The organism is Thiohalorhabdus denitrificans, assembly GCF_001399755.1.
In the GTDB taxonomy this organism is placed as follows: domain Bacteria; phylum Pseudomonadota; class Gammaproteobacteria; order Thiohalorhabdales; family Thiohalorhabdaceae; genus Thiohalorhabdus; species Thiohalorhabdus denitrificans.
In genome coordinates this window covers 25,115-52,065 of sequence record NZ_LJCP01000005.1, presented here as the reverse complement: position 1 = coordinate 52,065, position 26,951 = coordinate 25,115, and the positions used below count along the sequence as shown (strand labels likewise).

General features: G+C 68.1%; 25 protein-coding genes and 2 tRNA genes. 26 read left to right on the top strand and 1 reads right to left on the bottom strand.

Features of this window, described 5'->3' with window-relative positions; all coding sequences use genetic code 11:
* Positions 1-8 precede the first annotated feature (8 nt).
* The 22 genes from nuoG (at position 9) to AN478_RS00590 (ending at position 21,175) form a co-directional block, all read left to right on the top strand.
* Positions 9-2,363 carry an NADH-quinone oxidoreductase subunit NuoG gene (gene nuoG / locus AN478_RS00695; protein WP_054964701.1) on the top strand — a complete coding sequence of 785 codons (2,355 nt, stop codon included), beginning with the start codon at positions 9-11 and terminating at the stop codon, positions 2,361-2,363.
* Positions 2,364-2,422: 59 nt separating this feature from the next.
* Entirely contained in the window at positions 2,423-3,478 is a 1,056-nt protein-coding gene (nuoH, locus tag AN478_RS00690; RefSeq protein WP_054964700.1) for an NADH-quinone oxidoreductase subunit NuoH, read from the top strand.
* A gap of 18 nt (positions 3,479-3,496) precedes the next feature.
* Positions 3,497-3,982: an NADH-quinone oxidoreductase subunit NuoI gene (gene nuoI / locus AN478_RS00685; protein WP_054964699.1), complete on the top strand. Its 486-nt coding sequence runs from the start codon at positions 3,497-3,499 to the stop codon at positions 3,980-3,982.
* 116 nt (positions 3,983-4,098) lie between these two features.
* Positions 4,099-4,716 (top strand): NADH-quinone oxidoreductase subunit J, encoded by a 618-nt coding sequence (locus tag AN478_RS00680; RefSeq protein WP_054964698.1) that lies wholly within the window; start codon positions 4,099-4,101, stop codon positions 4,714-4,716.
* A 40-nt stretch (positions 4,717-4,756) separates the two neighbouring features.
* Positions 4,757-5,062: an NADH-quinone oxidoreductase subunit NuoK gene (gene nuoK, locus AN478_RS00675; RefSeq protein ID WP_054964697.1), complete on the top strand. Its 306-nt coding sequence runs from the start codon at positions 4,757-4,759 to the stop codon at positions 5,060-5,062.
* A gap of 87 nt (positions 5,063-5,149) precedes the next feature.
* Positions 5,150-7,072, top strand: coding sequence for an NADH-quinone oxidoreductase subunit L (gene nuoL, locus AN478_RS00670; protein ID WP_054964696.1), 1,923 nt, complete (start codon positions 5,150-5,152; stop codon positions 7,070-7,072).
* Between the two features lie 36 nt (positions 7,073-7,108).
* Positions 7,109-8,587, top strand: a complete 1,479-nt coding sequence (locus tag AN478_RS00665) for an NADH-quinone oxidoreductase subunit M (RefSeq protein WP_054964695.1) — start codon at positions 7,109-7,111, stop codon at positions 8,585-8,587.
* Between the two features lie 37 nt (positions 8,588-8,624).
* Positions 8,625-10,073: an NADH-quinone oxidoreductase subunit NuoN gene (nuoN, locus tag AN478_RS00660; RefSeq protein ID WP_054964694.1), complete on the top strand. Its 1,449-nt coding sequence runs from the start codon at positions 8,625-8,627 to the stop codon at positions 10,071-10,073.
* Positions 10,074-10,166: 93 nt separating this feature from the next.
* Positions 10,167-10,241: transfer RNA gene (locus AN478_RS00655), tRNA-Val, on the top strand.
* 130 nt (positions 10,242-10,371) lie between these two features.
* Positions 10,372-12,303 carry a threonine--tRNA ligase gene (gene thrS, locus AN478_RS00650; protein WP_054964693.1) on the top strand — a complete coding sequence of 644 codons (1,932 nt, stop codon included), beginning with the start codon at positions 10,372-10,374 and terminating at the stop codon, positions 12,301-12,303.
* A gap of 2 nt (positions 12,304-12,305) precedes the next feature.
* Entirely contained in the window at positions 12,306-12,830 is a 525-nt protein-coding gene (gene infC, locus AN478_RS00645) for a translation initiation factor IF-3 (protein ID WP_218137472.1), read from the top strand.
* Positions 12,831-12,896: 66 nt separating this feature from the next.
* Entirely contained in the window at positions 12,897-13,094 is a 198-nt protein-coding gene (gene rpmI, locus AN478_RS00640; RefSeq protein WP_054964692.1) for a 50S ribosomal protein L35, read from the top strand.
* Positions 13,095-13,214: 120 nt separating this feature from the next.
* Complete coding sequence (gene rplT, locus AN478_RS00635; RefSeq protein ID WP_054964691.1) at positions 13,215-13,574, top strand: 50S ribosomal protein L20; 360 nt, start codon at positions 13,215-13,217, stop codon at positions 13,572-13,574.
* Between the two features lie 119 nt (positions 13,575-13,693).
* On the top strand, positions 13,694-14,722 hold the full coding sequence (gene pheS, locus AN478_RS00630) for a phenylalanine--tRNA ligase subunit alpha (RefSeq protein ID WP_054964690.1): 1,029 nt from the start codon (positions 13,694-13,696) through the stop codon (positions 14,720-14,722).
* A gap of 233 nt (positions 14,723-14,955) precedes the next feature.
* The gene (gene pheT, locus AN478_RS00625; protein ID WP_054964689.1) at positions 14,956-17,352 is read left to right on the top strand and encodes a phenylalanine--tRNA ligase subunit beta; all 2,397 of its coding nucleotides are present in this window, start codon (positions 14,956-14,958) and stop codon (positions 17,350-17,352) included.
* A 103-nt stretch (positions 17,353-17,455) separates the two neighbouring features.
* Positions 17,456-17,749, top strand: a complete 294-nt coding sequence (locus AN478_RS00620) for an integration host factor subunit alpha (RefSeq protein WP_054964688.1) — start codon at positions 17,456-17,458, stop codon at positions 17,747-17,749.
* Positions 17,746-18,105 (top strand): MerR family transcriptional regulator, encoded by a 360-nt coding sequence (locus AN478_RS00615; RefSeq protein ID WP_054964687.1) that lies wholly within the window; start codon positions 17,746-17,748, stop codon positions 18,103-18,105. Before AN478_RS00620 ends, AN478_RS00615 begins: the two co-directional genes overlap by 4 nt.
* A 38-nt stretch (positions 18,106-18,143) precedes the next feature.
* Positions 18,144-18,220, top strand: a tRNA-Pro gene (locus AN478_RS00610).
* Between the two features lie 78 nt (positions 18,221-18,298).
* Complete coding sequence (gene surE / locus AN478_RS00605; RefSeq protein WP_054964686.1) at positions 18,299-19,066, top strand: 5'/3'-nucleotidase SurE; 768 nt, start codon at positions 18,299-18,301, stop codon at positions 19,064-19,066.
* The gene (locus AN478_RS00600; RefSeq protein ID WP_054964685.1) at positions 19,027-19,704 is read left to right on the top strand and encodes a protein-L-isoaspartate(D-aspartate) O-methyltransferase; all 678 of its coding nucleotides are present in this window, start codon (positions 19,027-19,029) and stop codon (positions 19,702-19,704) included. Before surE ends, AN478_RS00600 begins: the two co-directional genes overlap by 40 nt.
* Before the next feature lie 104 nt (positions 19,705-19,808).
* Positions 19,809-20,393: a YqaA family protein gene (locus tag AN478_RS00595; RefSeq protein ID WP_054964684.1), complete on the top strand. Its 585-nt coding sequence runs from the start codon at positions 19,809-19,811 to the stop codon at positions 20,391-20,393.
* Between the two features lie 53 nt (positions 20,394-20,446).
* Positions 20,447-21,175, top strand: coding sequence for a M23 family metallopeptidase (locus AN478_RS00590; protein ID WP_054964683.1), 729 nt, complete (start codon positions 20,447-20,449; stop codon positions 21,173-21,175).
* 10 nt (positions 21,176-21,185) lie between these two features.
* Here AN478_RS00590 and AN478_RS00585 read toward each other — a convergent pair whose 3' ends face one another.
* Entirely contained in the window at positions 21,186-21,569 is a 384-nt protein-coding gene (locus tag AN478_RS00585) for an Mth938-like domain-containing protein (protein ID WP_054964682.1), read from the bottom strand.
* A gap of 244 nt (positions 21,570-21,813) precedes the next feature.
* On the opposite strand from AN478_RS00585, the gene alaC reads away from it, so the two are divergent.
* From alaC to AN478_RS00565, 4 genes are all read left to right on the top strand, one after another.
* Positions 21,814-23,022 (top strand): alanine transaminase, encoded by a 1,209-nt coding sequence (alaC, locus tag AN478_RS00580; RefSeq protein ID WP_054964681.1) that lies wholly within the window; start codon positions 21,814-21,816, stop codon positions 23,020-23,022.
* Positions 23,023-23,076: 54 nt separating this feature from the next.
* A complete protein-coding gene (locus AN478_RS00575; protein ID WP_054964680.1) occupies positions 23,077-24,393 on the top strand; it encodes a homoserine dehydrogenase in 1,317 nt (438 codons plus the stop codon).
* Between the two features lie 72 nt (positions 24,394-24,465).
* Entirely contained in the window at positions 24,466-25,602 is a 1,137-nt protein-coding gene (gene thrC / locus AN478_RS00570; RefSeq protein ID WP_054964679.1) for a threonine synthase, read from the top strand.
* 163 nt (positions 25,603-25,765) lie between these two features.
* Positions 25,766-26,917 carry a hypothetical protein gene (locus tag AN478_RS00565; protein ID WP_054964678.1) on the top strand — a complete coding sequence of 384 codons (1,152 nt, stop codon included), beginning with the start codon at positions 25,766-25,768 and terminating at the stop codon, positions 26,915-26,917.
* Positions 26,918-26,951 lie beyond the last annotated feature (34 nt).

The window sequence follows — 26,951 nt, the reverse complement described above, 5'->3', positions numbered from 1 at the left end:
AGGGTTCAATGGCCGAGATCTATATAAACGGCGAGCCGCACACCGTCGACGACGGGCAGATGATCATCGAGGTCACCGACCAGCTAGGCATCGACGTGCCCCGGTTCTGCTACCACCGGAAGCTGTCGGTCGCGGCCAATTGCCGGATGTGCCTGGTGGAGGTGGAGAAGATGCGCAAGCCGGTGCCGGCCTGCGCGACCCCCATTTCCGACGGCATGCACATCCACACCCACTCGGAGACGGCCGTGGACGCCCGGCGCGGGGTGATGGAGTTCCTGCTCATCAACCACCCGCTGGACTGTCCCATCTGCGACCAGGGCGGCGAGTGCGACCTGCAGGACCTCGCCATGGCCCACGGCTCCGGCCATTCGCGCTACCAGGAAGAGAAGCGCGCGGTGGAGGACGAGGACCTCGGCCCCCTCATCGAGACCGAGATGACCCGGTGCATCCACTGCACCCGCTGCGTGCGCTTCGGCCAGGAGGTGGCCGGGCAGATGGAGCTCGGGGCCGCCTTCCGCGGCGAGCACATGGAGATCGGCACCTACGTGGGCAGCACGGTGGAGTCGGAGCTCTCCGGCAACATGATCGACCTCTGCCCGGTGGGGGCGCTCACCTCCAAGCCGTACCGCTTCACCGCCCGGGTGTGGGAGATGAAGCGCCACGAGACCGTGTGCCCCCACTGCTCGGTGGGCTGCAACATGGAGATCGAGGAGGTGCAGGGCCAGGTGAAGCGGGCCCTGCCGGTGGTGAACGAGGCGGTCAACGAGGAGTGGATCTGCGACAAGGGCCGCTTCTCCTACGAGGCCGTGGAGCACGGCCGGGTTACCACCCCCATGATCCGGCGGAACGGGGAGTGGCAGGAGGCCTCCTGGGAGGCGGCCTTCGATGCGGCGCTGCGGGGCCTGCGCTCGGTGGGCAAGGACCTTGCCGCCGTGGTGGCGCCCACCGCAACCCTGGAGGAGCAGTGGCTCACCCAGCATCTGGTGCGGGGGGTTGGCGCCACGGAGGTGGACCATCGCCAGCACTGGGCCGACGCCGACTTCGATAGCCACATCGCCGACGCCACCCCCCTGCTCGGGCAGACCCTGGAGGATCTGGAGGCGGTGGACGCGGCGCTGGTCATCGGCGGCAACCCCCGCAAGGACCAACCGCTGGCCAACCATCGGCTGCACAAGGCGGCCAAGAAGGGCGCCGAGATCTCCACCCTGAACCCCGTGGCCTACCCGGAGAACTTCCGGTACCTGGCTCACCTGGTCCATGCCCCCGGCGCCGAATCCCCGGCGGTGGCCGCGTTGGCTGCGGCCTTGGCCCGTACGACCGGGGAGTCCGCCCCGGCCGACGTGGACCCGGAGGAGGCCGGGCTGGAGCAGGAGGCCCTGGACCGAGTGGCCCACTCCCTCCATCAGGGGGAACGGGTGGCGGTGCTGGTGGGCACCCAGGCCCAGGAGCACCCGCAGGCCGCGGAGATCGTCGCCCAGGCCCGGCGCCTCGCCGGGTTGGCCGGAGCCCGCTTCGGGTACCTGGCGCCCTACGCCAACAGCGTGGGGGCCTGGGCCATGGGCTGCGTCCCGCATCGGGGTCCGGGCGGCGACGGCGTCCGCCAGGGCCGCCCGGCCACGGCCTTCCTCGGCGAGGAGGCCCGCAAGGGGTATGTGGTCGTCGGCGCCGATCCGCTGGTGGAGGCCGGGGATCCGGTGGCCGCCCGGCGGGCCCTCGGCGAGGCGGAATTCCGTCTTGTGATCACCAGCCACTGGTCGGCCACCGCGGAGCACGCCGATGTGGTGCTGCCCGCGGCGGCTCACCCTGAAAACGAGGGCACCTATCTGTCCGGGGAAGGCCGGCTGCAGGCCATGCGGCCGGCGGCCAACCCCGCCGGGGAGGCCCGGCCGGCCTGGAAGATCCTGCGGGTCCTCGCCCATAGCCTGGGTGTGCCGGGCAGTGAGTTCGTCGAGGTGGATGAGGTCCGGACCCACGCGGAGGCCGCGGTGGCTCGGGCCGGCGTCACCCTGGGCGGGTCCCCGGCGGAGGTCGCCTACGAGCCGGAGCCCCAGGCCGTGGGCGGGGAGGGTCTGTGGCGGATCCCCAGCCGGCACATCTACCACGACGATCTGTTCGTGCGGCACGCCCCGTCCCTCCAGGAGCAGTTCGGCGGCCTGCGGGCCTTCCTCCACCCCGACACCGCCGCCGAGCTCGGCCTCCGCGAGTACGCCGAGGCGCGCTTCGCCGGGGAGGGCGGGGCGGTCTGGCTGCCCGTGCATCTGGACGAGGGGGTTCCCCGCGGGGCCGCGTGGATTCCGGCTGGCGAGGACTCCGCCCCGCTGGGTCCCGCCTACGGGCGCGTGCGGGTGGAAACGAACAAGTAGCCGCGGGGGCCGGCGATGCGCCGGCCCGGTTTCCGGGTACCAAACTTAAGGGGTGATGGATGACCTTGGCCTCATGGACATTCGAGTACGTCCTGCCGGTGGCCTGGATTCTGGCCCAGATCGTGGCCGTCCTCGTACCGCTGATGCTCGCGGTGGCCTACCTGACCTTCGCCGAGCGCAAGGTGATCGGCTACATCCAGCTACGGGTGGGACCCAACCGGGTCGGTCCGCGGGGCTGGCTGCAGCCCATCGCCGATGCCCTAAAGCTGCTGTTCAAGGAATCCATCTTCCCCACGCAGTCGAGCAAGGCCGTTTACATCATCGCCCCGCTCCTCTCGCTCGGTCCCGCGCTGCTGGCTTGGGCGGTGATCCCCTTCGGGCCCACCTACGACACCCCCATCGGGGAGATTAACCCCGTGCTGGCGGATATCGACGTCAGCCTGCTGTTCCTGCTGGCGGTAACGGCCCTGGGCATCTACGGCATCATCATGGCCGGCTGGGCCGCCAACTCGAAGTACGCGATCCTCGGCTCCATGCGGGCCGGCGCGCAGATGATCGCCTACGAGATCGCCATGGGCTTCGCCCTGATCGGGGTGATCATGGCGGCCAACAGCCTGAACATCGGCCAGATCGTGGAGGCGCAGACGGGGGGCATCTGGAATTGGTACTTCCTGCCCCTGCTGCCGCTGTTCGTGGTCTACTTCATCTCGGGCGTGGCGGAGACCAACCGGGCGCCCTTCGACGTGGCCGAGGGCGAATCGGAGATCGTGGCGGGCTTCCACGTGGAATACGCCGGCATGACCTTCGCCCTGTTCTTCCTGGCGGAATACGCCAACATGATCCTGATTTCCATCCTGACCGCCCTCCTGTTCCTGGGCGGATGGGATGCCCCGCTGCCGGTGGCCCCCTTTACCTGGATCCCGGGCCCCGTCTGGCTGCTGCTGAAGACAGCGCTGTTCCTGTTCTTCTTCCTCTGGTTCCGGGCTACCTTCCCGCGCTACCGCTATGACCAGATCATGCGGCTCGGCTGGAAGGTCTTCATCCCGGTGACGCTGGTGTGGATCCTGGTGATCGCCGTGGCCAACCTGACGCCCCTGGCCCCGATCTTCCACTGATAGATGGGAGCACGAACCATGTCCGGCCCGAGGTTCTTCCAGACCTTCTTTTTGACGGAGCTGTGGCGCGGCCTTATGCTCACGGGCCGCCACATGTTCAAGCGGAAGATCACCGTCCAGTATCCGGACGAGTACACGCCCATGTCGCCGCGCTTCCGCGGCCTCCATGCCCTCCGGCGGTACCCGAACGGCGAGGAGCGGTGCATCGCCTGCAAGCTGTGCGAGGCCGTCTGCCCGGCTCTGGCCATCACCATCGAGAGCGAGGAGCGGGACGACGGCACGCGCCGGACCACCCGCTACGACATCGATCTCACCAAGTGCATCTACTGCGGGCTGTGTGAGGAGTCCTGCCCGGTGGACTCCATCGTGGAAACCCACATCTTCGAGTTCCACGGGGAGGAGCGGGGCGACCTGATCTACGGCAAGGAAACCCTGCTGGCCATCGGCGACAAGTACGAAGCGGAGATCGCCGAGAACCGGCGCCTGGACGCGCCATACCGCTGAGCCCCCGCCCCGGGCATGGGGCCGGCCCCCGCCGCCGGGGCCGAGGACGGGCGCGTGCGTGCCATTACCGGCGAGTCACCTACTAGCGACCGCGCAAGCGAGGAAAGACAGCGACCATGTCTGCCCTAGAGGCCATTTTCTACTTGTTCGCCACCATCCTGGTGGCCTCCGCCTTCATGGTGATCTCGGCCCGCAACCCGGTCCATTCGGTGCTGTTCCTGGTGCTGGCCTTCTTCAACGGCGCCGCCCTGTTCATCCTGGCCGGCGCCGAGTTCCTCGGCTTCACCTTGATCCTGGTGTACGTGGGTGCGGTCATGGTGCTGTTCCTGTTCGTCATCATGATGCTCGACATCAACCTGTCCCGGATGCGCGAGGGGATCCTCAACTATCTGCCCCTGGGGGCGGTGATCGCCTTCATCCTGGTGGTGGAGATGGCCATGGCGCTCACGGCCGGGGGCGAGGCCCCGATGATCGGCGGGGGGAGCGCTATCGGCGGCGAGGAGACCGGGAACACCACCCTGCTCGGCCGGGTGCTGTACACCGACTATTTCCTGCCCTTCGAGGTGGCGGCCCTGGTGCTCCTGGTGGCCCTGGTGGCGGCCATTGCCCTGACCCTGCGGCGCCGGCCCGATTCCAAGTACCAGGAGCCTGGGGAGCAGGTGCAGGTGCGGCGCGGCGACCGCGTGCGCATGGTGGACATGCCCTCCGAAGGCGGCCAGGGCACCGAGCAATAGGACCACGGGCGGACGTCCCGTACAGGACCTGGGAGAACGCATGATTCCGCTTTCGAACTATCTGGTGCTGGGAGCGATCGTCTTCGCCATCGGCGTGATGGGGATCTTCCTCAACCGGAAGAACGTCATCACCATCCTGATGGCCATCGAGCTGATCCTCCTGGCGGTGAACATCAACTTCATCGCCTTCAGCCAGCACCTCAACAACCTCGACGGCCAGGTGTTCGTGTTCTTCATCCTCACGGTGGCGGCCGCGGAGGCGGCCATCGGCCTGGCCATCCTGGTGCTGTTCTTCCGCAACAAGCGCAGCATCGACGTGGACGATATCAACAGCCTGCAAGGCTGACGGCCCGCCCCGGGACCGGAATCCAAAAGGGGCCCCGCACGCGGCTGGCGGGGTGCGACCAACCACTCGGAAGGGGAAGCGGCAACCATGGAAGCGCTTTACCTGCTGATCCCGCTGGCTTCGCTGGCGGGGGCCATCATGGCCGGGACCAAGGCCCTGAGCGACCGGGAGGTGGGGCATCGCTGGGCGATTCCCGGTGTGGCCATCTCCTTCTTGCTTTCCCTTTACGTCCTGGCCGACGTCCTGCAGGGCAACACCTTCAACGGCACGGTCTACACCTGGCTGGTGAGCGGGGACCTGAGCCTGGAGGTGGGCTTCCTCATCGATCCGCTGACCGCCCTGATGATGACGGTGGTCACCTTCGTCAGCCTGTTGGTGCACGTCTACACCATCGGCTACATGCACGGGGATCCCGGGTACAACCGGTTCTTCAGCTACATCTCCCTGTTTACCTTCTTCATGCTCATGCTCGTCATGGGCAACAACTTCCTTGTGCTGTTTTTCGGCTGGGAAGGCGTGGGGCTTGTCTCCTACCTCCTGATCGGCTTCTGGTACAAGCGGCCCACGGCCATCGCCGCCAACCTCAAGGCCTTCCTGGTCAACCGGGTGGGCGACTTCGGCTTCCTGCTGGGCATCGCCGCCGTCTACGCCTGGTTCGGGACCCTGCAGTACGACGCCGTGTTCGCGCAGGTGGGAAACCTTGCGGGCACCACCTTCGCCCTCATCCCCGGATGGGAATGGTCGGTGGTGACCTTCATCGCCATTGCCCTGTTCGTGGGCGCCATGGGCAAGTCGGCCCAGGTGCCGCTGCATGTGTGGCTGCCGGACTCCATGGAGGGCCCCACGCCCATCTCGGCGTTGATCCACGCCGCCACCATGGTGACCGCGGGTGTCTTCATGCTGGCGCGGCTGTCCCCCATCTTCGAGCATAGCGAGACCGCCCTGGCGGTGGTGCTGATCGTCGGCGCGGTGACCGCCCTGTTCATGGCGCTCATCGGGCTGGTGCAGAACGACATCAAGCGGGTGATTGCCTACTCCACCCTCAGCCAGCTGGGCTACATGGTGGTGGCCATGGGCGTGTCCGCCTACGCCGCCGGTATCTTCCACCTCATGACCCACGCCTTCTTCAAGGCGCTGCTGTTCCTGGGCGCCGGCTCGGCCATCCACGCCGTGCTGGACGAGCAGGACATGCGCAAGATGGGCGGCCTGAAGAAGTACATGCCGATTACCCACTGGACCTTCCTGGTCGGCGCCCTGGCGCTGGCCGGGATCTGGCCCTTCGCGGGCTACTATTCCAAGGACACCATCATCGAGGCCACCGCGCTCTCGCACATCCCGGGGGCCGGGTTCGCCCACTTGGCGGTGCTGGCCGGTGTGGTGGTCACCGCCCTGTACACCTTCCGCATGTACTTCATGACCTTCCACGGCGAGGAGCGCATGGACGAGCACACCAGGGCGCACGTCCATGAATCCCCCCGGGTGATCACCGTGCCGCTGGTCCTGCTCGCCCTCCCTTCGGTCTTCGCCGGCTTCGTCTGGATCGAGCCCGTCGCCTTCGGCGGCTTCTTCGGCGACGCGCTGTACGTGGCCGAGGGCCACCGGGTCCTGGAGGAGCTGCACCATCACCATGGTGGTTGGCAGGTCTACATCCCATTGGCCCTGGCCCTACTGGGCATTGGCGCCGCCTACTACCTGTACATGGTGCGGCCGGGGCTGCCGGCGAAGATCGCCGAGGCCAGCGGCCCCGTCTACGGGATCCTGGACAAGAAGTACGGCTTCGATGCGCTCTTTGACCGGGTGTTTGCCGAGGGGGGCATCGGGCTGGGCCGCTTCCTGTGGCGGCGGGGCGACCAGGACATCATCGACGACGGCCTGGTTAACGGCACCGCCCGCCGCATCGCCGCCCTGTCCGGCCGGCTTCGAGCCCTGCAGAGCGGCTACGTCTATCACTACGCCTTCTCCATGCTGATCGGGGTGTTCGTCCTCGTCAGCTGGTACCTGATCCGGTAACCGTCGGTCCGGGAAAACGCTTCTGGAGAGGACCCCGTGGAACAGCTTCCCATCCTGAGTCTATCCGTCTGGCTGCCCATCCTGGGCGGGCTGCTGGTCCTGGCCCTGGGCCGTAACCGCGATGAGATGGCCCGGTGGCTGGCCCTGGTGGTATCCGGCGTGGTGTTCCTGATCACCACGCTGCTGCTGGTGGGCTTCGACACCGGAACGGCGGGCATGCAGTTCGTCGAGGACCGGGTGTGGATCCCGGCCTTCGATATCCATTACAAGCTCGGCGTGGACGGCCTGTCGGTGCTGCTGGTGCTGCTCACCTCCCTGTCCACGATGATCGCCGTGGCCGCCTCCTGGGAGTCCATCACCCGGCAGGTGCCCCTGTACATGGCCGCCTTCCTGATCATGAACGGCCTGATGATTGGCGTCTTCTCGGCGCTGGACGCGGTGCTGTTCTACGTGTTCTGGGAGGCCATGCTGATCCCCATGTTCCTGATCATCGGGATCTGGGGCGGGCCCAACCGCATCTACGCCACCATCAAGTTCTTCCTCTACACCTTCTTCGGCTCCGTGCTGATGCTGGTGGCGCTGGTCTACCTCTACGCCCAGGCCGGCACCTTCGACATCCTCGCCCTGCATGATGTCCAACTGTCCCTGGCGGAGCAGGTGTGGATCTTCCTGGCCTTCCTGATCGCCTTCGCCGTGAAGGTGCCCATGTGGCCGGTGCACACCTGGCTGCCCGATGCCCACGTGGAGGCTCCGACCGCCGGGTCGGTGATCCTGGCGGCCATCATGCTGAAGATGGGCGGCTACGGTTTCCTGCGCTTCTCCCTGCCCATCACCCCGGACGCCAGCCACGAGCTGGCCTGGCTGGTGATCGCCGTGTCGCTGGTGGCAGTGGTCTACATCGGCCTAGTGGCCCTGGTGCAGGAGGACATGAAGAAGCTGGTGGCCTACTCCTCCATTGCCCACATGGGCTTCGTGACCCTGGGCTACTTCATGTTCAACAACCAGGGCGTGGCCGGGGGGCTCGTGCAGATGATCTCCCACGGCTTCGTCTCCGCCGCCCTGTTCCTGTGCATCGGCGTCATGTACGACCGGCTGCACACCCGGCGGATCAGCGAGTACGGCGGGGTCGCCAACGTCATGCCGGTGTTCGCCGCCTTCTTCATGCTGTTCGCCATGGCCAACGCCGGGCTGCCCGGCACCTCCGGGTTCGTGGGCGAGTTCATGGTGATCCTGGGCGCTTTCGAGGTGCAGCCCTGGTTCGCCGTCCTGGCCGCGACCACCCTGATCCTCGGCGCGGCCTATACGCTTTGGCTGTACAAGCGGGTCATCTTCGGCGCCATTACCTCCGAGAAGGTCGAACGGGAGATGCCGCCCATGTCGGTGCGGGAGAAGTGGGTTTTCGCTCCCCTGGCGGTCCTCGTGCTCCTGATGGGGCTGTGGCCGGCGCCTTTCCTGGAGATCATGGACAGCTCGGTCACCCAGTTGGTCGAGCAGGTCAACACCACCAAGCTCTGATCGCGGCAAGCGATCCCGGGTAAGAGGGTAGGAACGCATGGAGTTTTCAGCGAGCGACCTGGGGGCCATCCTCCCCGAGCTTTTCGTGGTGGCGATGGCCTGCGTGATCCTGGTCCTGGACCTGTACCTGAAGCCGGGGCAGCGGGGCATCACCTATGGCGCCACCGTCCTGACCCTGCTGGTGGGGGCCCTGCTGGCCGTTAACGGGCTGCCCGAGGCGAGAGAGACCGCCTTCCACGGCCATTTCGTGCACGACTCCCTGAGCGGAGTCCTGAAGCTCGTCCTGCTGGTGATGACGGCCCTGGTGGTGATCTACGCCCGGCGCCCGCTGCAGCGTCTGGAGATGTACAAGGGCGAGCTGTTCATTCTGGTGCTGCTCGCCACCACGGGCATGATGCTCATGGCCTCCGCGGGGACGCTGCTGATGGCCTACCTGGGCCTGGAGCTCATGTCCCTGTCCCTGTACACCATGATCGCCATGGACCGGGACTCCGTGCCGGCCACCGAGGGGGCGCTCAAGTACTTCATCCTCGGCTCGCTGGCCTCGGGGGTATTCCTCTACGGCCTCTCGCTGCTCTACGGCGCCAGCGGCAGCCTGCTGATCGCCGACGTGGCCAGTCACGCGGGCGAGGTGGGGGTGGACGATCCCCTCATGGTGATGGGCGTGGTGTTCGTCGCCATCGGCCTGGCCTTCAAGCTGGGCGCCGTTCCGTTCCACATGTGGGTGCCCGACGTCTACCAGGGCGCGCCTTCCCCGATCACCGCCCTGCTCGCCTCCACGCCCAAGCTTGCGGCCTTCGCCCTGCTTCTGCGGGTCATGGTGGACGGGCTCGGCCCCATGGCGGCCCAGTGGCAGGAGATCGCGGCCATCCTGGCGGTGCTGTCGCTGGTGGTCGGTAACGTAGTTGCCATTGCCCAGAGCAGCCTGAAGCGGATGCTGGCCTATTCGGCCATCGCCCACGTGGGCTACCTGCTCATCGGCTTGGCCGCGGCCCCCACCGCCGCAACCGGCTACATGCCGACCATGATGTACATGGTCATGTACACCCTCATGGGCGGCGCCGCCTTCGGCCTGGTGACCATGATGCACCGCCAGGGCGTGGCCGGGGAGCGCATCGAGGACTACGCCGGCTTTTCCCAGAGCCATCCCTGGAAGGCCTTCCTGATGATGATCCTGATGTTCGCCATGGCCGGAGTCCCCCCCACGGGCGGCTTCATGGCCAAGCTGTACGTCTTCCAGGCCGCCGTGCAGGCGGACATGGTGGGACTGGCGGTGTTCGGTGTCCTCATGGCTGTGATCGGCGCCTTCTACTACCTGCGGGTGGTGAAGGTGATGTATTTCGACGCCCCCGGCGCTGAGCTGACCCCGGATCGGGATGGTCTCGCCACCGGGGCCCTGTCCCTGAACGCCTTGGCGGTGCTCCTGTTGGGCATCGTCCCGGCCCCTCTGGTGGAGTTGTCCCTGTTCGCCGTTCGGTCCCTGTAAGGACGGCCCGGGCCCGCCCGGCCGGAAGGCGGGCCCGGGCCGGACAGGGTTGACCCTCGGAGCTGCAGAGTGGTATTTTTCTGAATTCCCTAAAGGCGCGTAGCTCAGCGGGAGAGCGCTACCTTGACACGGTAGAGGTCGGCGGTTCGAAACCGCCCGCGCCTACCATATCCTGACTCGAGGCATCCGGGCGGATGCCTTTTTTTGTTTCCAGGGAACTCGGTGCGGCAGGGGAGGGCCAAACTTCCGGTTCCTGTCCGAATCCGAGCTCCGGTTCAAGCAAGCACGGGAGTCCGCGGTGCCATCCGTTTCCCTACCCGACGGGTCCAAGAAGGAATTCGAGAAGCCGGTCACCGTTGGCGACGTCGCCGCCGACATCGGACCTGGCTTGGCCAAGGCCGCCGTCGCCGGCAAGGTGAACGGGCGCCTTGTGGACCTTTCCGCTCCGATCCCGGATAACGCCGAGGTGGCCATCATCACCGCCGACGACGAGGAAGGCCTGGAGGTTATTCGGCACTCCACGGCCCACCTCCTGGCGGAGGCGGTGAAGGAACTGTTTCCGGAGGCCCAGGTAACCATCGGCCCCGTGGTGGAGAACGGCTTCTATTACGATTTCGCCTACGACCGGCCCTTCACCCCGGAAGATCTGGAGGCCATCGAGGAGAAGATGGCCGAGATCGCCGAGCGGGATGAGCCGGTTCGGCGCGAGGTCTGGGACCGGGACGAAGCCATCCGCTTCTTCCGGGACGAGGGGGAGGTCTACAAGGCGGAGATCATCGGCGAGATCCCCGATAACGAGGACGTGTCCGTCTACTGGCAGGGCGATTTCGTCGACCTGTGCCGGGGGCCGCACGTGCCGAGCACGGGCAAGCTCAAGGCCTTCAAGCTCACCAAGGTCTCCGGGGCCTACTGGCGCGGTGACGCCCGCAACGAGATGCTGCAGCGGGTCTATGGCACCGCGTGGTCCGACAGAAAGGCCCTGAAGCGCTACCTCAAGCAGCTGGAAGAGGCGGAAAAACGCGACCACCGCCGGCTCGGTCAGCAGCTCGACCTGTTCTCGATCCAGGAGGATGCCGGTGGGGGCCTGGTGTTCTGGCACCCCAAGGGGGCGCGGATCCGGCGCCGCATCGAGGAGTACTGGCGCACCGAGCACGAGCGCGCCGGCTACGAGTTTCTGTACACCCCGCACGTGGCCGATTACGACCTTTGGCAGACCTCCGGCCACGCGGACTTCTACAACGACTCCATGTATCCGGCCATGGAGGTGGAAGGGCATCCGTTCGAGATCAAGCCCATGAACTGCCCCTTCCACGTCCTGGTGTACAAGGACCAGTTGCGCTCCTACCGCGAACTGCCCATCCGCTGGGCCGAGCTGGGCACGGTGTACCGCTACGAGATGAGCGGGGCCCTGCACGGTCTGATGCGGGTGCGCGGCTTCACCCAGGACGACGCCCACATCTTCTGCCGCGAGGATCAGCTCGAGGCGGAGATCGGTGGGGTCCTGGAGCTGACCCTGCGCGTGCTCAATACCTTCGGCTTCGAGGACGTGGACCTGTTTCTCTCCACTCGGCCGGAGGAGAAGTCGGTGGGCTCGGACGAGATCTGGGACAAGGCCACGAACGCCCTGCGCGGCGCCATCGAGTCGCGCGGCCTGGATTACCACCTGGACGAGGGCGGCGGCGCCTTCTACGGCCCCAAGATCGACTTCAAGATCCGCGACGCCATCGGCCGGCAGTGGCAGTGCTCCACCGTGCAGCTTGACTTCAACCTGCCGGAGCGGTTCGATCTGGAGTATGTGGACGAATCGAGCGGGCGCTCCCGGCCGATCATGATCCACCGGGCCATCTTCGGCTCCCTGGAACGCTTCTTCGGCGTCCTGATCGAGCACTATGCCGGCAAGTTCCCGGCTTGGCTGGCCCCGGTTCAGGCGCAGGTGCTCCCCATCACCGACCACCAGGCCGACTACGCCGCCGAGGTGGCGAATAAGCTGAAAAACGCCGGATTTTGGGCGGAGGCCGACTTGAGGAACGAAAAGGTCGGCTTTAAAATACGTCAGCATACCATGGACAAGGTCCCCTACATGCTGGTGGTGGGGGACCAGGAAATGGAATCCGGCCAGGTATCCGTGCGCCACCGGTCCGGGGAGGATCTGGGGGCCATGGATGTCGGCACGTTTATCGACCGTCTGCGGACCGAGGTCGATAACAAACAGATTGAATCGGAGGGCTAGAGATCGCTAAACAGGAGAAACAGCCGCGCGTCAATGAGGACATCGAAGCCGAAGAGGTGCGCCTGGTTGACGCCGAGGGCGAGCAGGTAGGCGTTGTTTCCCTCCAGGAAGCGTTCGATAGAGCGGACGAGGCCGGTCTCGACTTGGTCGAGGTCTCGCCGCAGGCGGAGCCGCCTGTGTGCAAGATCATGGACTACGGCAAGTACAAGTACGAGGCCAGCAAGCAGGCCCACCGTGCCAAGGCGAAGACGAAGCAGGTCCAGCTCAAGGAAGTCAAGTTCCGTCCCAAGACGGATCAGCACGACTACCAGGTCAAGCTCAAGAACGCCATCCGGTTCCTCAAGCAGGGCGATCGCGTCAAGGTGACCATGCGCTTCCGCGGCCGGGAGATGCTCCATCAGGACATCGGGCGTGGGATTCTCCAGCGCATCGAGGAGGATCTCTCGGAGTACGGCAAGGTGGAGCAGCAGCCCAAGCTGGAAGGGCGGCAGATGATCATGGTCGTGACCCCGCACAAGACGCAGTGAGCCGGGCACAGCTCGCAGCATAGATCTCGTTCATCCTCTACTTAAGGCCGAGAGAGGGCCGCCGTCATGCCCAAGATGAAGACCAACCGCGGGGCCGCCAAGCGCTTCAAGGTGACCGCCCGCGGCAAGATCAAACGCCACAGCTCGCACTACAGCCACATCCGTACCAAGAAGGATCGGGACCGCAAGCGCGGCCTGCGGAAGCCGGATCTGGTTTCCAAGGTGGAAGTGCGTAACGTGCGCCGGATGCTCCCCTATACCTGATTTCGTGTAAGGGGCCGTGGTGGCCTGCTTCCTGGTGGGTCGCCGAAATCCGTTGGACTCCTGCGGGGACCCGCTTGCGGGATCTGCGTGGGGCCCAAAGTTCCAAGGAGCTGAGTAGAAATGGCACGAGTCAAGCGCGGCGTCGAATCCCGCCGCCGGCACAAGAAGATCCTGAAGCAGGCTAAGGGCTTCCAGGGCCGCAAGAAGAACTGTTTCCGAGTCGCCAACGAGTTTGTCGAGCGCGCGGCCCAGTACCAGTACCGCGACCGCAAGCAGCGCAAGCGCGATTTCCGCCGCCTGTGGGTAACCCGGATTAACGCGGGCGCCCGGGAGCATGGCCTGAGCTACAGCCGGTTCATCAGCGGCCTGCGCAACGCCGGGGTGGAGGTGGACCGGAAGGTCCTCGCCGATCTGGCGGTGCGGGACAAGGAGGCCTTCGCCCGCATGGTCGAGGTGGCCAAGGAAGCCCAGGCGGCCTAGGCGCCGTCTCCCGAACCGGAAACGGCATGTCACGGGGAGAAAGGGCCTGGCCCTTTCTCCCTTTGTGTTTGGGGCGGGGGTTCCGTCCCGCGTCCGCACTCGGAATCCGTGGAGCGAGCATGCAGGAACAGCTGGAGGCCATTCGGGGCCGGGCGGAGGAGGAGATCCGCGCCGCCGAGTCCCTGGACGAGCTGGAGCGTTTGCGGGTGGGCTACCTGGGTAAGAAAGGGGAGCTTACGGGCCTGCTCAAACAGGTGGGGCAGCTCGATCCCGAACAGCGCAAAGAGTTCGGGCAGGCCGTCAATGCCGCCAAGGAGGCCGTGGCCGGCCTTCTTGACGCGCGCCGGGCGGAGGTGGCCCGGGCCGAGCTGGAGCACCGGCTCGAAGCCGAGCGGATCGACGTGACCCTGCCGGGCCGCAATGCGGAAGTGGGGGGGCTGCATCCAGTGACCCGCATGCTGGAGCGCATCGAGGACCTGTTCGTCTCCATGGGCTTCGAGGTGGACAAGGGCCCCGAAGTCGAGGACACCTTCCACAATTTCGAGGCCCTCAACATCCCGGCCGACCACCCCGCCCGGATGATGCACGACACCTTCTACTTCGACGGCGACTGGCTGCTGCGGACGCACACCAGCCCGGTGCAGATCCGGGTCATGAAGGACCGCGAGCCGCCGCTGCGTACCATCGCCCCCGGCCGGGTGTTCCGCTGCGACAGCGACGTCACCCATACCCCCATGTTCCATCAGGTGGAGGGGCTCGTGGTGGACGAGCATGTGAGCTTCGCCCACCTTAAGGGGCTCCTGCAGGACTTCCTGCAGCGCCTGTTCGAGCGCGATGATCTGCCTGTTCGCTTCCGGCCCAGCTACTTCCCCTTCACCGAGCCCTCTGCGGAAGTGGATATCGGCTGCGTGATCTGCGAGGGGGCCGGCTGCCGGGTCTGCAAGCACACCGGGTGGCTGGAGGTGCTCGGGGCCGGGCTGATCCATCCCAATGTCTTTGGCCATGTGGGAGTCGACGCCGACCGCTACAGCGGCTTGGCCTTCGGCATGGGGGTAGAGCGCCTGACCATGCTGCGCTACGGGGTGGACGACCTGCGCCTGTTCTTCGAGAACGACGTGCGCTTCCTGGCGCAGTTCCAGGCCGGTTAATCCATTTTCTACGGCAACAAGGTAACCGCAGAGGGCGCGGAGAGCGCGGAGAACGGCCAAGGCAAGAGGGCTGAAGAAGGGCTCCGAAGATGATTGCTGTTCCCCTAGTACGAGCAGGGCGATCAGGGTCTCGATCCCGATTTCCGGGTCTTATCTGTTTTCTGTTCTCTGCGTCCTCCGCGTCTCTGCGGTTCATTCAGTTCTCAGTCTAGTTCTCTCAGGAAGGAACACCGATGCGGTTCAGTGAGCGCTGGCTCGCCGAGTGGGTGGAGCATGGCTGGGACCGGGAGACCCTGGTCCACCGGCTGACCATGGCCGGGCTGGAGGTGGAGGGCACCGAGTATCTGGGCCAGGGTCTCGACAAGGTCCTGGTGGGGGTGATCGAGGCCTGCGAGCAGCATCCCAACGCGGACCGCTTGTCCCTGTGTCGGGTGGACGCCGGGGAAGGGCAGACGCGCAGCATCGTCTGCGGCGCCACCAACATGGGGCCGGGGGACAGGGTGCCCGTGGCAATCCCCGGGGCTACCCTGCCTAACGGCCTGAAGATCAAGAAGAGCAAGCTGCGCGGCGAGACCTCCGAGGGGATGCTGTGCTCGGAGACGGAGTTGGGCCTGGCGGAGGAGAGCGCCGGCCTCATGATCCTCCCCGAGGACGCGCCGGTGGGGACGCCCGTCCTGGACTACCTGGACCTAGACGATACGGTGGTGGAGCTGGATCTCACCCCCAACCGCGGCGACTGCCTGTCCGTGGCCGGGATCGCCCGGGAGGTGGCGGCCCTGGCCGACCAGCCCCTGGTGGGCCCGCCCCTGGGCCCGGTGGCGCCGTCCACCGGGGCCAACCGGGGGGTGCACCTGGAGGCCGGCCAGGACTGCCCGCGCTACCTGGGCCGGGTGGTCCAGGGGGTGGCGGCCGGTCGGGAGACCCCCTTCTGGATGCGGGAGCGCCTGCGCCGCTGCGGCGTACGGCCCGTCTCCTTGCTCGTGGACATCACCAACTACGTCATGCTTGAGCTGGGCCAGCCCCTGCACGCCTTCGACAATCGCCGCTTGCACGGCAACATCCACGTGCGCCACGCGGCCGCCGCCGAGCCGGTGACCCTGCTCGACGGCAGCGAGGTGGAGCTGGAGGCCGGCGCCCTGGTGATCGCCGACGAGGCGGGGGTCCAGGCGGTGGCGGGCGTGATGGGCGCCCAGGGCTCCGCCGTGGACGAGGAGACCGAGGAGGTCTTCCTGGAGGCCGCCCATTTCCGCCCCGGGGCCCTGGCCGGCCGGGCACGCAAGCTGGGCCTGCACACCGACGCCAGCCACCGCTTCGAGCGAGGGGTGGACCCGCACCTGCCGGTGATCGCCATGGAGCGGGCCACCGGCCTGTTGATGGAGATCGCTGGGGGGATCCCCGGCCCCGTGACGGAGGCGCTCAACGAGGCGGACCTTCCGGAGCGTCCCGTGATTCCCTTCCGCCCGGCCCGGGCCGATGCCCGGCTGGGTACCGCGCTCGGCGCCGACGCCATGGGGGATGCCTTCCGCCGATTGAGCTTCGAAACCGAGGAAGAGGGCGAGGAGTGGGAGGTGGTGCCGCCCTCGTACCGCTTCGATCTGGCCCTGGAAGCGGACCTGATCGAGGAGGTGGCCCGCCTGCACGGCTACGACCGGCTCCCCACCGCCCCTCTGGCCGGGTCCATGGAGCCCCATGCCGGCCTCGAGACCGACGTCCAGGACCGGCCCCTGCGCCAGGCCCTGGTGGACCGGGGGTACCGGGAGGTGATCACCTACAGTTTCGTTGATCCCGATACCGTGGGCAGGCTCGACCCCGGGGCCGAGCCCCTGGCCCTCGCCAACCCTCTGTCCCGTGAGCAATCGGTCATGCGGCCCGACCTGTTCGCTGGGCTCCTGGAGACGGCCGCCGCCAACCAGGCCCGGCAGAACCACCGGCTCCGGCTCTTCGAGCTGGGTCGGGTGTTCCCCCGGATTGGTGGGGAGATCCAGCAGCGGGACGCCATCGGCGGCCTCCTGGCCGGCCCGGTGGATCCGCCGCACTGGGACGGGCGGCGCCGTGCGGCGGATTTCTTCGACGCCAAGGGCGACGTGGAGGCCCTGCTGCGGCGCGCCGGGGTTGGCGCGGAGCGCGTGGAGCTCCGGGCGGAGTCCCATCCCGCCCTGCACCCCGGCCAGGCGGCCCGCATCCGGGTGAACGGGGAGGCCGCCGGATGGGTGGGGACCCTCCATCCCTCGGTGGCCGAGAGCCTGGAGGTGGACGCCGGTACGGTGCTTTACCAGCTTGATCTGGAGACGCTTCGTGCGCACGCTGGAGATGTGCCCCGGTATCAAGCGGTTCCGCGCCTGCCGGTGACCCACCGCGATCTGGCGGTAGTGGTGCCCGAGGAGGTGACCGCCGCGGCCTTGCAGGAGCCGCTCGCCGAGGGGCTGGAGGAAGGCCCGCTGGCCCTCGTGGACTGGCGAATTTTCGATGTATACACTGGCAAAGGCGTCGAGGAAGGCTGCAAAAGCATGGGCTTGTCCCTGACGCTGCAGCCTCGGGAGGAGACCCCCACCGACGCGCAGATCGAGGCGGCCGTATCGGAGCTGGTGGATCGCCTCGCCGCCCGGGTGGGCGCGACCTTGCGCACCTGACGGCGCGGCCTCTCCCCCGGCAGACGACCCGGCCCCCGCACCCGACCCGGTTCGGGCCCCCGGGGGTCTCCCCGTTCCGAACACGAATATTGAGGGGTCCAGATTGGCGATAACCAAGGCGGACCTGGTAGAGATGCTTCACGATCGTATCGGGTTCAGCAAGAAGGAAGCCCGCGAGCTGGTGGAGACGAGCCTGAACGAGATCCGCCTGGCCCTGGCCAACGGCGAAGAGGTGAAGCTCTCCGGGTTCGGGAAGTTCGAGCTCAGGGACAAGCCGCCCCGCCCGGGACGGAATCCCAAGACCGGCGAGGAAGTGACCATTACCGCCCGACGGGTGGTCAATTTCCGCCCCAGCCAGGTGCTCAAGGCCCGCGTGAACGGCGAACGCACCGAATGAACGGGGATCCGCCGCTTCCCGACAAGCGGTTCTTCAGCATCCGGGAGGCGGCGGATCTCTGCGGCGTGGAGCCGCACGTCCTGCGGTATTGGGAAGAGGAGTTCCCCCAGCTTCGACCCCAGCGGCGGGGCGGCAACCGTCGTACCTACCGGCCGGAGGACGTACGGCTGGTACGGCGCATCCGTTATCTGCTCTGGGAGCGCAAGTACACCATCGAGGGGGCCCGTGACCGGCTCGCGGAGGGGGAGGATGCGGCGACCCCTCCCGCCGCCATGCAGGCCCTGCGGGAAGTACGCACCGAGCTGGCGGCCATTCTGGACGAACTGGATGCCAACGAGGCGGGGGGAGGCCGTTGACCGCGGCGGCGGTGGCGCATAGAATACCCATCTCAATTCGGGGCGTAGCGCAGTCTGGTAGCGCACTTGCATGGGGCGCAAGTGGTCGGAGGTTCAAATCCTCTCGCCCCGACCATCTTCCTGATTCTTTCCCGCCTGCAATCACCCGGGCCGCTGTGGCCCGCCGCAAAACGTCGGCCGAGGGCTTGGTCCGGTGATCCTGATCAGCAACGATGACGGTTACAGGGCCCGCGGCATCCAGGTGCTCGCCGAGCACTTGCGCACCGTGGACCAAGTCCTGATGGTGGCCCCGGAGGCCGACCGCAGCGGCGCCAGCAATGCCCTGACCATCCTCCACCCCCTGCGCGCCCGCCATGTGGCGGAGGGGGTGTACGCCATCGACGGCACCCCCAGCGACTGCGTGCACATCGCCCTGGGCGGGGTGTTCGAGGTGGAGCCCACCGTGGTGGTGTCCGGCATCAACCACGGCAGCAACATGGGCGACGACGTCATCTACTCGGGCACGGTGGCGGCGGCCGTAGAGGCCCGCCACCTGGATACGCCTTCCATGGCCGTCTCCCTGGTGGGTCGGAACGCCAACCACTTCGAGACCGCCGCCCGGGTCGCCGCCCATCTCACCCGCCAGCTCCTGTGCGCCCATCAGCTTGCCCCCCAGCTGATCCTCAACGTCAACGTCCCGGATCTGCCCTGGGAGGAGCTCCGGGGGGTCCGGGTCACCCGGCTTGGCAACCGGCATGCCAGCGAGCGGGTGGTGGTGGACAAGGACCCTCGGGGGGAGACCATCTTCTGGATCGGCTCGGCGGGGCCAGAGGCGGACTCGGGCCCCGGCACCGATTTCCACGCCGTGCGCTCGGGGTACGTGTCCGTCACTCCGCTGGGCCTCGACATGACCGACCACACGGCCATGCAGGAGATCGAGGGGTGGCTCCAAGGCGCCCCCATGAGCCCGGAACAGGGATGACCTCGGCCCGGACCCGGGAGCGCATGGTTGCCGGCCTGCGCGACCGGGGGATCGGGAACGAGGAGGTCCTGGCCGCCATGGGCCGGGTGCCGCGCCACCTGTTCGTGGACGAGGCCCTGGCCACCCGCGCCTACGAGGAGACGGCCCTGCCCATCGGCTGGGGACAGACGCTTTCCCAGCCCTGGGAGGTGGCGCGCATGACCGAGGCGGTGCTGGAGTTCGAGCCGCGGCGGGTCCTGGATGTGGGTGCCGGGTCGGGGTACCAGAGCGCGGTCCTGGCCGAGCTGGTGGAGAGCGTCTGGGCGGTTGAGCTGCTCCCCCGGCTCGCCCGCCGGGGCCGCCAGAACCTGCGGGGCCTTGGCTACGCCAACGTCCACTTCCGCGTCGGGGATGGTCGGACCGCCTGGCGGGACCGGGCGCCCTTCGATGCCGGTCTGGCGGCGGCGAGCGCCGACTCCCCGCCCCAGGAGCTCTTCGGGCAGATCCGTGTGGGAGGCTGCCTGGTGGGGCCGGTCGAGGTGGGGGAGGAACAGCGCCTGCTGCGCTGGGTGCGCGAGCCCGACGGGGTCCGGGCCGAGGACCTGGGGCCCTGCCACTTCGTGCCCCTGCGCCAGCCGGAGGGGGCCTCCTCCTCCTAGCTGGGTCCCCGCTCCCGGGCCGCCGGTCCCCCCCCCCGTGCTCCCGACCTCCTGGCCTCCGTCCCCGCGCGGGGGCCTGTGCACCACCCGGAAAAGGGGCCTCGATGATCCGACAGCTGGTGCGCTGGGCGCTGGTGAAGGCCGGCCATCCGCGCGCGCCCCTGTGGCTGGGTGCGCTCTCCTTCGCCGAGTCCTCCTTCTTCCCGGTGCCTCCCGACGTCCTCATGGCGCCCATGGCCCTGGCCCGTCCCCGCCGGGCCTGGCACTTCGCGGCCCTGACCACGATCACCTCGGTGGTGGGTGGGCTGCTGGGCTACCTGATCGGTGCCTTCCTGTACCAGGCGGTGGCCGAGCCCTTGCTGGCCTTCTACGGGGCGGAGTCGGAATATGCCCGAGTGGCGGAGTGGTTCGAGGCCTATGGGGGATGGGCCGTGTTTCTGGCGGGCCTTACCCCCATCCCCTACAAGGTGTTCACCCTGGGGGCCGGGAGCCTGCAGATGCCCCTGCTCCCCTTCGTGGTCGGCTCCCTGGCGGGGCGGGGGCTGCGCTTCTTCGTCCTGGCGGGAGTCATCCGCCTGGGGGGGGAGCGGCTCTACCGGAAAGTGGAGGAATGGTCGCCGGTCCTGTTCTGGACAGGTCTGGCCGCCCTGGCCGGACTGATCCTCTTCAGCCTTGACTGGGACGGATGATGGCCTAACGGCAATGGGATAGGGTGGCTGTATAGACCCTTCGGGAAGATGCCGTGGCCATTCGCGCGTTCCCCATAAGCCTGTCCCTGCTCCTGGCGCTGGTCCCGCTTGCCGCGGGCTGCGGCCCGGCCGCGCAGGCCCCGTCTCCAACGCGCTACCAGAGCTCCACGCCTCCGTATTATTTCGTGCGGCGCGGGGACACCCTCGCCACCATCGGGGCGCGGTTCGGGGTGAACTACCAGGACATCATCCGCTGGAACGACATCGAAGATCCGGACGATCTGGAAGTAAGCCAGCGCTTGCGGCTGGTGCCGCCCCGGGGCTCGGAAGGGGAGGCTAGGGACCCGATCCGCGTCAAGGGCATCCCCAAGGCGACGAAGGTGGCCGTACATGGCGAGGAGATCCCCATGCAATGGCTCTGGCCCGTGCAGGGCCCCATCGTCCGGGAGTTCTCGCCTCAAGGTCGGACACGCAACACCGGGATCGACATCGCCGCCCCCGCCGGCACCGAGGTGCTGGCCGCCGCTCCCGGGCGGGTGGTCTACGCGGGGGACGGCCTGCGGGGCTACGGCAACCTGGTGATCCTGCGCCACAGCAGCGGCTTCCTGACCACCTACGCCTACAACCGGGAGAACCTGGTGGCCGAGGACGAATGGGTGGAGGCGGGGCAGGCGGTGGCCCGCATCGGGCGGACGGGGTCCACCGAGGAGGATGCGTTGCACTTCGAGGTCCGGCGGCGCGCGGACCCCGTGGACCCGCTGTCGGTGCTTCCGGACCGGTAAGGGGGAGGGGCTAGCCGCTGTGCTCGGTGGGGAACAGCGCCGCCGCCACCAGCCGGTCCTCCCCCATGAGCAGGTTGTAGGTCCGACAGGCCGCCGGCGTGTCCATGGCCTCCACCCCGATGCGGCTGTTCACCAAGGGGGCGGTGACGGCGGGATCGGGGAACCGCAGCCGGTCCCCGGTACCGATCAGGAGCACCTCCACGCCCGCCTCCGCCAGGGGCTCCAGGTGTCGGGCCTCCAGGTCCGCGGAGCGTTCGGGCAGCCAGCCTCGCCACAAGGATTCCCGGAACAGGACCAGGCTCTCCCGGTAGCGCTCCTCGTTGATGCGCAGCTCCCCGGGGCTGTAGCCCTTTACCAGGTTGGCGCCGTCGGTCTGCATTTCACGGAAGTCCATGGTGCCCCTCCCCAGGAATGATGGACGGCGGGTGCCCGTTGTACGGCCCGTGCCGGGACGAGTGGTTACCTGTCTGACCGCCGGAGGCGGAACGGGTTCGGGTACCCGTCCGGCTCCGCGCCCGGCGTGCGGGGCCCGGGCCGCGGGGGATAATTTGACACCCTGAGCGCCCCGTCAGTAAAGTTTCCCAGTTTATCCGTCCTGCCATCGTTCAACCGAATATCGCCGAGGCCGCGTAATCCCCATGGATTCTGACTTTCAGCGCATGAAGCGGTTGCCGCCGTACGTCTTCGCCATCGTCAACGAGCGCAAGATGGCGGCCCGCAAGCGGGGCGTGGACGTGGTCGACTTCGGCATGGGCAACCCGGACCGGCCCACCCCGCAGCACATCGTGGATAAGCTCTGCGAGGCGGCCCAGCGGCCCGACACCCATCGCTACTCCGCCTCCCAGGGGATCCCGCGGCTGCGCAAGGCCCTGTGCCAGCGCTACGCCGACAAGTACAACGTGGAGCTGGACGCCGACAACGAGGCCATCGTCACCATCGGCTCCAAGGAGGGCCTTTCCCACCTCCTGTTGGCCACCATCGGCCCCGGGGACGTGGTGCTGGCCCCCAACCCCACCTATCCCATCCACACCTACGGGGTAGTGATCGCCGGCGGCGACCTGCGCTCGGTGGAGATGGGGCCGGACGTGGACTTCTTCGCCGAGCTGGAGCGGGCGGTGCGGGAGGGGTGGCCCAAGCCCAAGATGCTGATCCTGAACTTCCCGCACAACCCGACCACCGCCGTGGCGGAGCCGGAGTTCTTCGAGAAGGTGGTGGCCTTCGCCAAGGAGCACGGCATCTGGGTGGTCCACGACTTCGCCTACGCCGACATCACCTTCGACGGCTACAAGGCGCACAGCTTCCTGGAGGTGCCGGGGGCCAAGGACGTGGGGGTGGAGTTCTACTCGCTGTCCAAGAGCTTCAACATGCCCGGCTGGCGGGTGGGCTTCGCCGCCGGCAATCCCGAGCTCATCGGCGCGCTCAAGCGCATGAAGAGCTACCTGGACTACGGCATCTTCACGCCCATCCAGGTGGCCTCCATCATCGCCCTGGAAGGGCCGCAGGACTGCGTGGAGGAGAACCGCCGCGTCTACGAGTCCCGCCGCAACACACTGGTGGAAGGGCTCAACGACGCCGGCTGGCCCGTAGAAAAGCCACAGGCGTCCATGTTCGTGTGGGCGCCCATTCCCGAGCCCTTCCGCCACATGGGCTCGCTGGAGTTCACCAAGTTCCTGCTCGACGAGGCCGCGGTGGCCGTCTCCCCGGGGATCGGCTTCGGCGAGTACGGCGACGGCTTCGTGCGCTTCGGGCTGGTGGAGAACGAGCACCGTACCCGGCAGGCCATCCGCAACATCCGCCGTCTCATGCGCAATCACGCCCCGGCGGCGGTGGGCGACGGCCGGGACTAGCCGCGGCCGGATCGGCCGGTGGTGGAAACGCACACAGGGGAAGGAGACCCGAAGGTGGATCCAGTACGCGTCGGAATTCTGGGACTGGGCACGGTGGGCGGCGGTACCGTCAGCCTGCTGCGCCGCAACGCCGAGCCCCTCAAGCGGCGCCTGGGGCGCGCCCTGGAGGTGACCCGGGTGGCGGTGAAGGACCCGAGCAAGCCCCGTCCGGTGGACCTGGAGGGCATCGAGGTGGGTACCGATGCCGAGTCCATCTGCACCGACCCGAACATCGATATCGTCATCGAGCTGGTGGGCGGCGTGGACAACGCCGAGCCCCTGGTGCGCAAGGCCCTGGAGCACGGCAAGCCCGTGGTTACCGCCAACAAGGCCCTGCTCGCCGAGCGCGGCAACGAGCTGTTCCGCTTCGCCGGGGAGCAGGGCGTGGACCTGGCCTTCGAGGCGGCGGTGGCCGGCGGCATCCCCATCATCAAGGCCCTCCGCGAGGGCCTGGCGGGCAACCGCATCGAGAGCGTGCACGCCATCGCCAACGGGACCGCCAACTACATGCTGTCACGCATGCGCACCGAGGGCATGGAGTTCGCCGGGGCCCTTCAGGAGGCCCAGGACCTGGGCTACGCCGAGCTCGACCCCACCTTCGACGTGGACGGCATCGACGCCGCCCACAAGCTGGCCCTGGTGGCCGCGGTGGCCTTCGGCGCGCCCATCAACTACGAGGCCCTGCACATCGAGGGCATCCGCAGCATCACCCGCGAGGACATCCTCTACGCCGACGAGCTGGGCTATCGCATCAAGCTGCTGGCCATCACCAAGAACGGCCCCGGCGGCATCGAGCTGCGCGTCCATCCCACCCTGGTGCCGCAGGACACCATGCTTGCCAGCGTGGAGGGCGTGTTCAACGCCGTTCAGGTGGTGGGCGATGCGGTGGGGCCGACCCTCTACTACGGCCCCGGTGCCGGGGCCGACCCCACGGCCTCCGCGGTGGTGGGCGACCTGGTGGACGTGGCGCGCACCCTGGGCGCCCCGCCCGAGTATCGGGTGCCGTACCTGGGTTTTCGCGCCGATGGCATGCAGGAGCCGCGCTGGGCCCCGGTGGAGGAGGTGGAGACCGAGTACTACCTGCGCATGCAGGCCCAGGACCAGCCCGGGGTGCTGGCCCAGGTGACCCGCATCCTCTCCGAGGAGGGCATCTCCATCGAGGCCATCCGCCAGAAGGAGCCCCGGCCCGGCGACACCGACGTTCCCGTGGTGCTGGTGACCCACACCACCAAGGAGCGGGCCATGCGCAAGGCGGTGGCGGCCATCGACGGCCTCGACGTGATCAACGGCCCCAGCCAGCTGATCCGCCTCGAGGAGGTGGACGCGGTCTGAACGGGACCGCTTCCCCGACAGCATTCAAGGTTTGGAACCCCGGCCAGCCCGGATCACGCCACGGAGCGACGAGTGACCAAAGCCACCCGGTACACGGGCCTCATCCAGCACTACGCGGACCGTCTGCCCATCGACGACCCCGCCGACGCCATCAGTCTCGGCGAGGGGCGCACGCCCTGCATCCGAACCTACAACCTGCCGCGGCGGCTGGGCTTCGAGGGCGAGATCTACCTCAAGTTCGAGGGCCTGAACCCCACCGGCTCCTTCAAGGACCGCGGTATGACGGTGGCGGTCACCAAGGCCTTCGAGGAGGGCTCGCGGGCGGTGGTGTGCGCCTCCACCGGCAACACCTCCGCCTCCGCCGCCGCCTACGCCGCGCGCGCCGGCATGACCGCCTTCGTCATCATCCCCGAGGGCAAGATCGCCCTCGGCAAGCTGTCCCAGGCCATGATGCACGGCGCCAAGGTGATCCAGATCCGCGGCAACTTCGACGACGCCATGGAGATCGTCCGCGAGCTCGCCGAGGACTACCCGATCACCTTGGTGAACTCCATCAACCCCTACCGGTTGCAGGGGCAGAAGACGGCGGCCTTCGAGGTGGTGGAGGAGCTGGGGCGCGCCCCCGATTACCACGCCCTGCCCGTGGGCAACGCCGGCAACATCACCGCCTACTGGCTCGGTTACAGCGAGTACGCCTGCAACAAGGGTGAACGACCCACCGAGGCCTGCACCTTCTGCGGCGGCGACTGCCCCTACCTGGGCACCGCCAAGGTGGATTCCCGACCCAAGATGCTCGGCTTCCAGGCCGCTGGCTCGGCGCCCATCATCGAAGGCCACCGCGTGGACGACCCGGACACCGTGGCCACGGCCATCCGCATCGGCAATCCCGCCTCCTGGGAGAGCGCCCTGCGCGTCCAAGAGGAGTCGGGCGGCTGGTTCGACGCCGTCAGCGACGCCGACATCCTGGAGGCGCAAAAGCTGCTGGCCTCCAGCGACGGCGTCTTCTGCGAGCCCGCCTCCGCGGCCTCGGTGGCCGGCGTGGTGGCCGAGATCCAGGAGGGTCGCATCCCGCAGGGCTCCACGGTGGTCTGCACCCTCACCGGCCACGGCCTCAAGGATCCGGACACGGCCATCGCCCAGAGCGACCAGCCCTACACGGTGGACGCCACCGAGGCGGCCGTGGAAGGGGTGATCAAGGAGTTCATCTAGGTCCTGTGGCTGCCCTTGGCCGTTGGTCTACACCGCAGAGGCGCTGAGCACGCAGAGAGGCGCCACGGGTCTTTCCCACAGGCTTTCGGTGGGAGCTCCGGCATGAAGGGACATCCGCGCTTTTGCTCCGCGGCCTCTGCAACTCTGCGCTAAAGGGCCTGCCTTGAACCGCTTCCCCAAGCCCGCGCTGGTACTACTGATCCGCGGCGCCGCCGACCACCCCCAGGACCTGCTCGGCGGCCGCACGCCCCTGGAATACGGCGATCTCCCCAACCTGAGGCGGCTGGCCCGGCGAGGCCGGCCGCGGGCCTTCGACGCGGCCCCCTCGGGCCATTCCGTGCACGCGGGGGGCGACCTGCTCGCCGCCTTCGGCCGGATCCCGGCGCCCGAGGAGGATCCGCCCGCCGGGGTCGTGGACTGGCTGGGGGCGGGCCGCGATCCGGAGGGGGGCGTCTACCTGCACGCCGATCCCGCCCGCCTGGCCGTTACCCCGGAGGCGGCCGTGGTTCTGGACCCCGACGAGCTGGCCCTGGACCGGGAGGAGGCCGAGGAGCTGGCCAACGCCCTCAACCGCGAGCTGTTCGCGGAGCAAGGCGGGCACCTGTCCGTGCTGGAGCCGGGCCGCTGGGTGCTGCACCTGCCCGAGGCCCCCGGAATCCGTACCGTGCCCCTGGAGGCCTGGATCGGGGCCGACGCCCGGGGCGGCCTGCCCGGGGGCGAGGAGGAAGTGGCTTGGCACCGCCTGGCCAACGAGGTCCAGATGGTGCTCGCCGCCCATCCCGTCAACGAGCGCCGGCGCCGGGCGGGGCGGCCCGAGGCGAACACCCTGTGGTTCTGGGGCTCGGGGGCCCTTCCCGAGCCTGGATCGCCCGGTCCCTGGAAAGGGGTCTGGGGCGAGGCGCCGCTCCTGCCCGGCCTGGCCCGGCTGAGCGGCGTGGCCCACCAGGGCCCGCTGCCCGACCTGGGACCGGCCCTGTCCGAAGCCCAGGGGGGCGGTCCGGTCCTGGCCGTGGCGGACCAGGCCCGTGCGGCGGGGGCCCGGGGCGATCTGGGCGCCAAGCTGGAGGCGCTGGAGGAGCTGGACCGGCGATGGCTGGGGCCGCTCGAGGAGGCCCTGGCCCGGCGCGACCTGGGTTCGGCCTGGGTGGTCCTGGGCCCGGAGGCGCCCACCGGGGCCCGTGCGGCCGAGCCCCCGCCGTCCGCTCCGGCGCTGTCCTGCCACGCGGGGAAGGTCTGGCCCTGGAGCCGGGCGCGTACGGTCAGCGAGAACCGGCTGTCCGGGGCCCCGGTTGGCTGGGAGGCCGTCATCGGCTAGCCTGTCCCCCGCTTCCCCGCCCACGAGGCAACCG

Bases quoted from the DNA above. Each gene is read 5' to 3' on its own strand.
- pheT (WP_054964689.1), top strand. From the start codon at position 14,956: ATGCGGTTCAGTGAGCGCTGGCTCGCCGAGTGGGTGGAGCATGGCTGG.
- nuoI (WP_054964699.1), top strand. From the start codon at position 3,497: ATGTCCGGCCCGAGGTTCTTCCAGACCTTCTTTTTGACGGAGCTGTGG.
- alaC (WP_054964681.1), top strand. From the start codon at position 21,814: ATGGATTCTGACTTTCAGCGCATGAAGCGGTTGCCGCCGTACGTCTTC.
- nuoL (WP_054964696.1), top strand. From the start codon at position 5,150: ATGGAAGCGCTTTACCTGCTGATCCCGCTGGCTTCGCTGGCGGGGGCC.
- nuoG (WP_054964701.1), top strand. From the start codon at position 9: ATGGCCGAGATCTATATAAACGGCGAGCCGCACACCGTCGACGACGGG.
- pheS (WP_054964690.1), top strand. From the start codon at position 13,694: ATGCAGGAACAGCTGGAGGCCATTCGGGGCCGGGCGGAGGAGGAGATC.
- AN478_RS00615 (WP_054964687.1), top strand. From the start codon at position 17,746: ATGAACGGGGATCCGCCGCTTCCCGACAAGCGGTTCTTCAGCATCCGG.
- nuoK (WP_054964697.1), top strand. From the start codon at position 4,757: ATGATTCCGCTTTCGAACTATCTGGTGCTGGGAGCGATCGTCTTCGCC.
- nuoH (WP_054964700.1), top strand. From the start codon at position 2,423: ATGACCTTGGCCTCATGGACATTCGAGTACGTCCTGCCGGTGGCCTGG.
- nuoN (WP_054964694.1), top strand. From the start codon at position 8,625: ATGGAGTTTTCAGCGAGCGACCTGGGGGCCATCCTCCCCGAGCTTTTC.
- AN478_RS00585 (WP_054964682.1), bottom strand. From the start codon at position 21,569: ATGGACTTCCGTGAAATGCAGACCGACGGCGCCAACCTGGTAAAGGGC.
- rpmI (WP_054964692.1), top strand. From the start codon at position 12,897: ATGCCCAAGATGAAGACCAACCGCGGGGCCGCCAAGCGCTTCAAGGTG.
- rplT (WP_054964691.1), top strand. From the start codon at position 13,215: ATGGCACGAGTCAAGCGCGGCGTCGAATCCCGCCGCCGGCACAAGAAG.
- AN478_RS00680 (WP_054964698.1), top strand. From the start codon at position 4,099: ATGTCTGCCCTAGAGGCCATTTTCTACTTGTTCGCCACCATCCTGGTG.
- AN478_RS00595 (WP_054964684.1), top strand. From the start codon at position 19,809: ATGATCCGACAGCTGGTGCGCTGGGCGCTGGTGAAGGCCGGCCATCCG.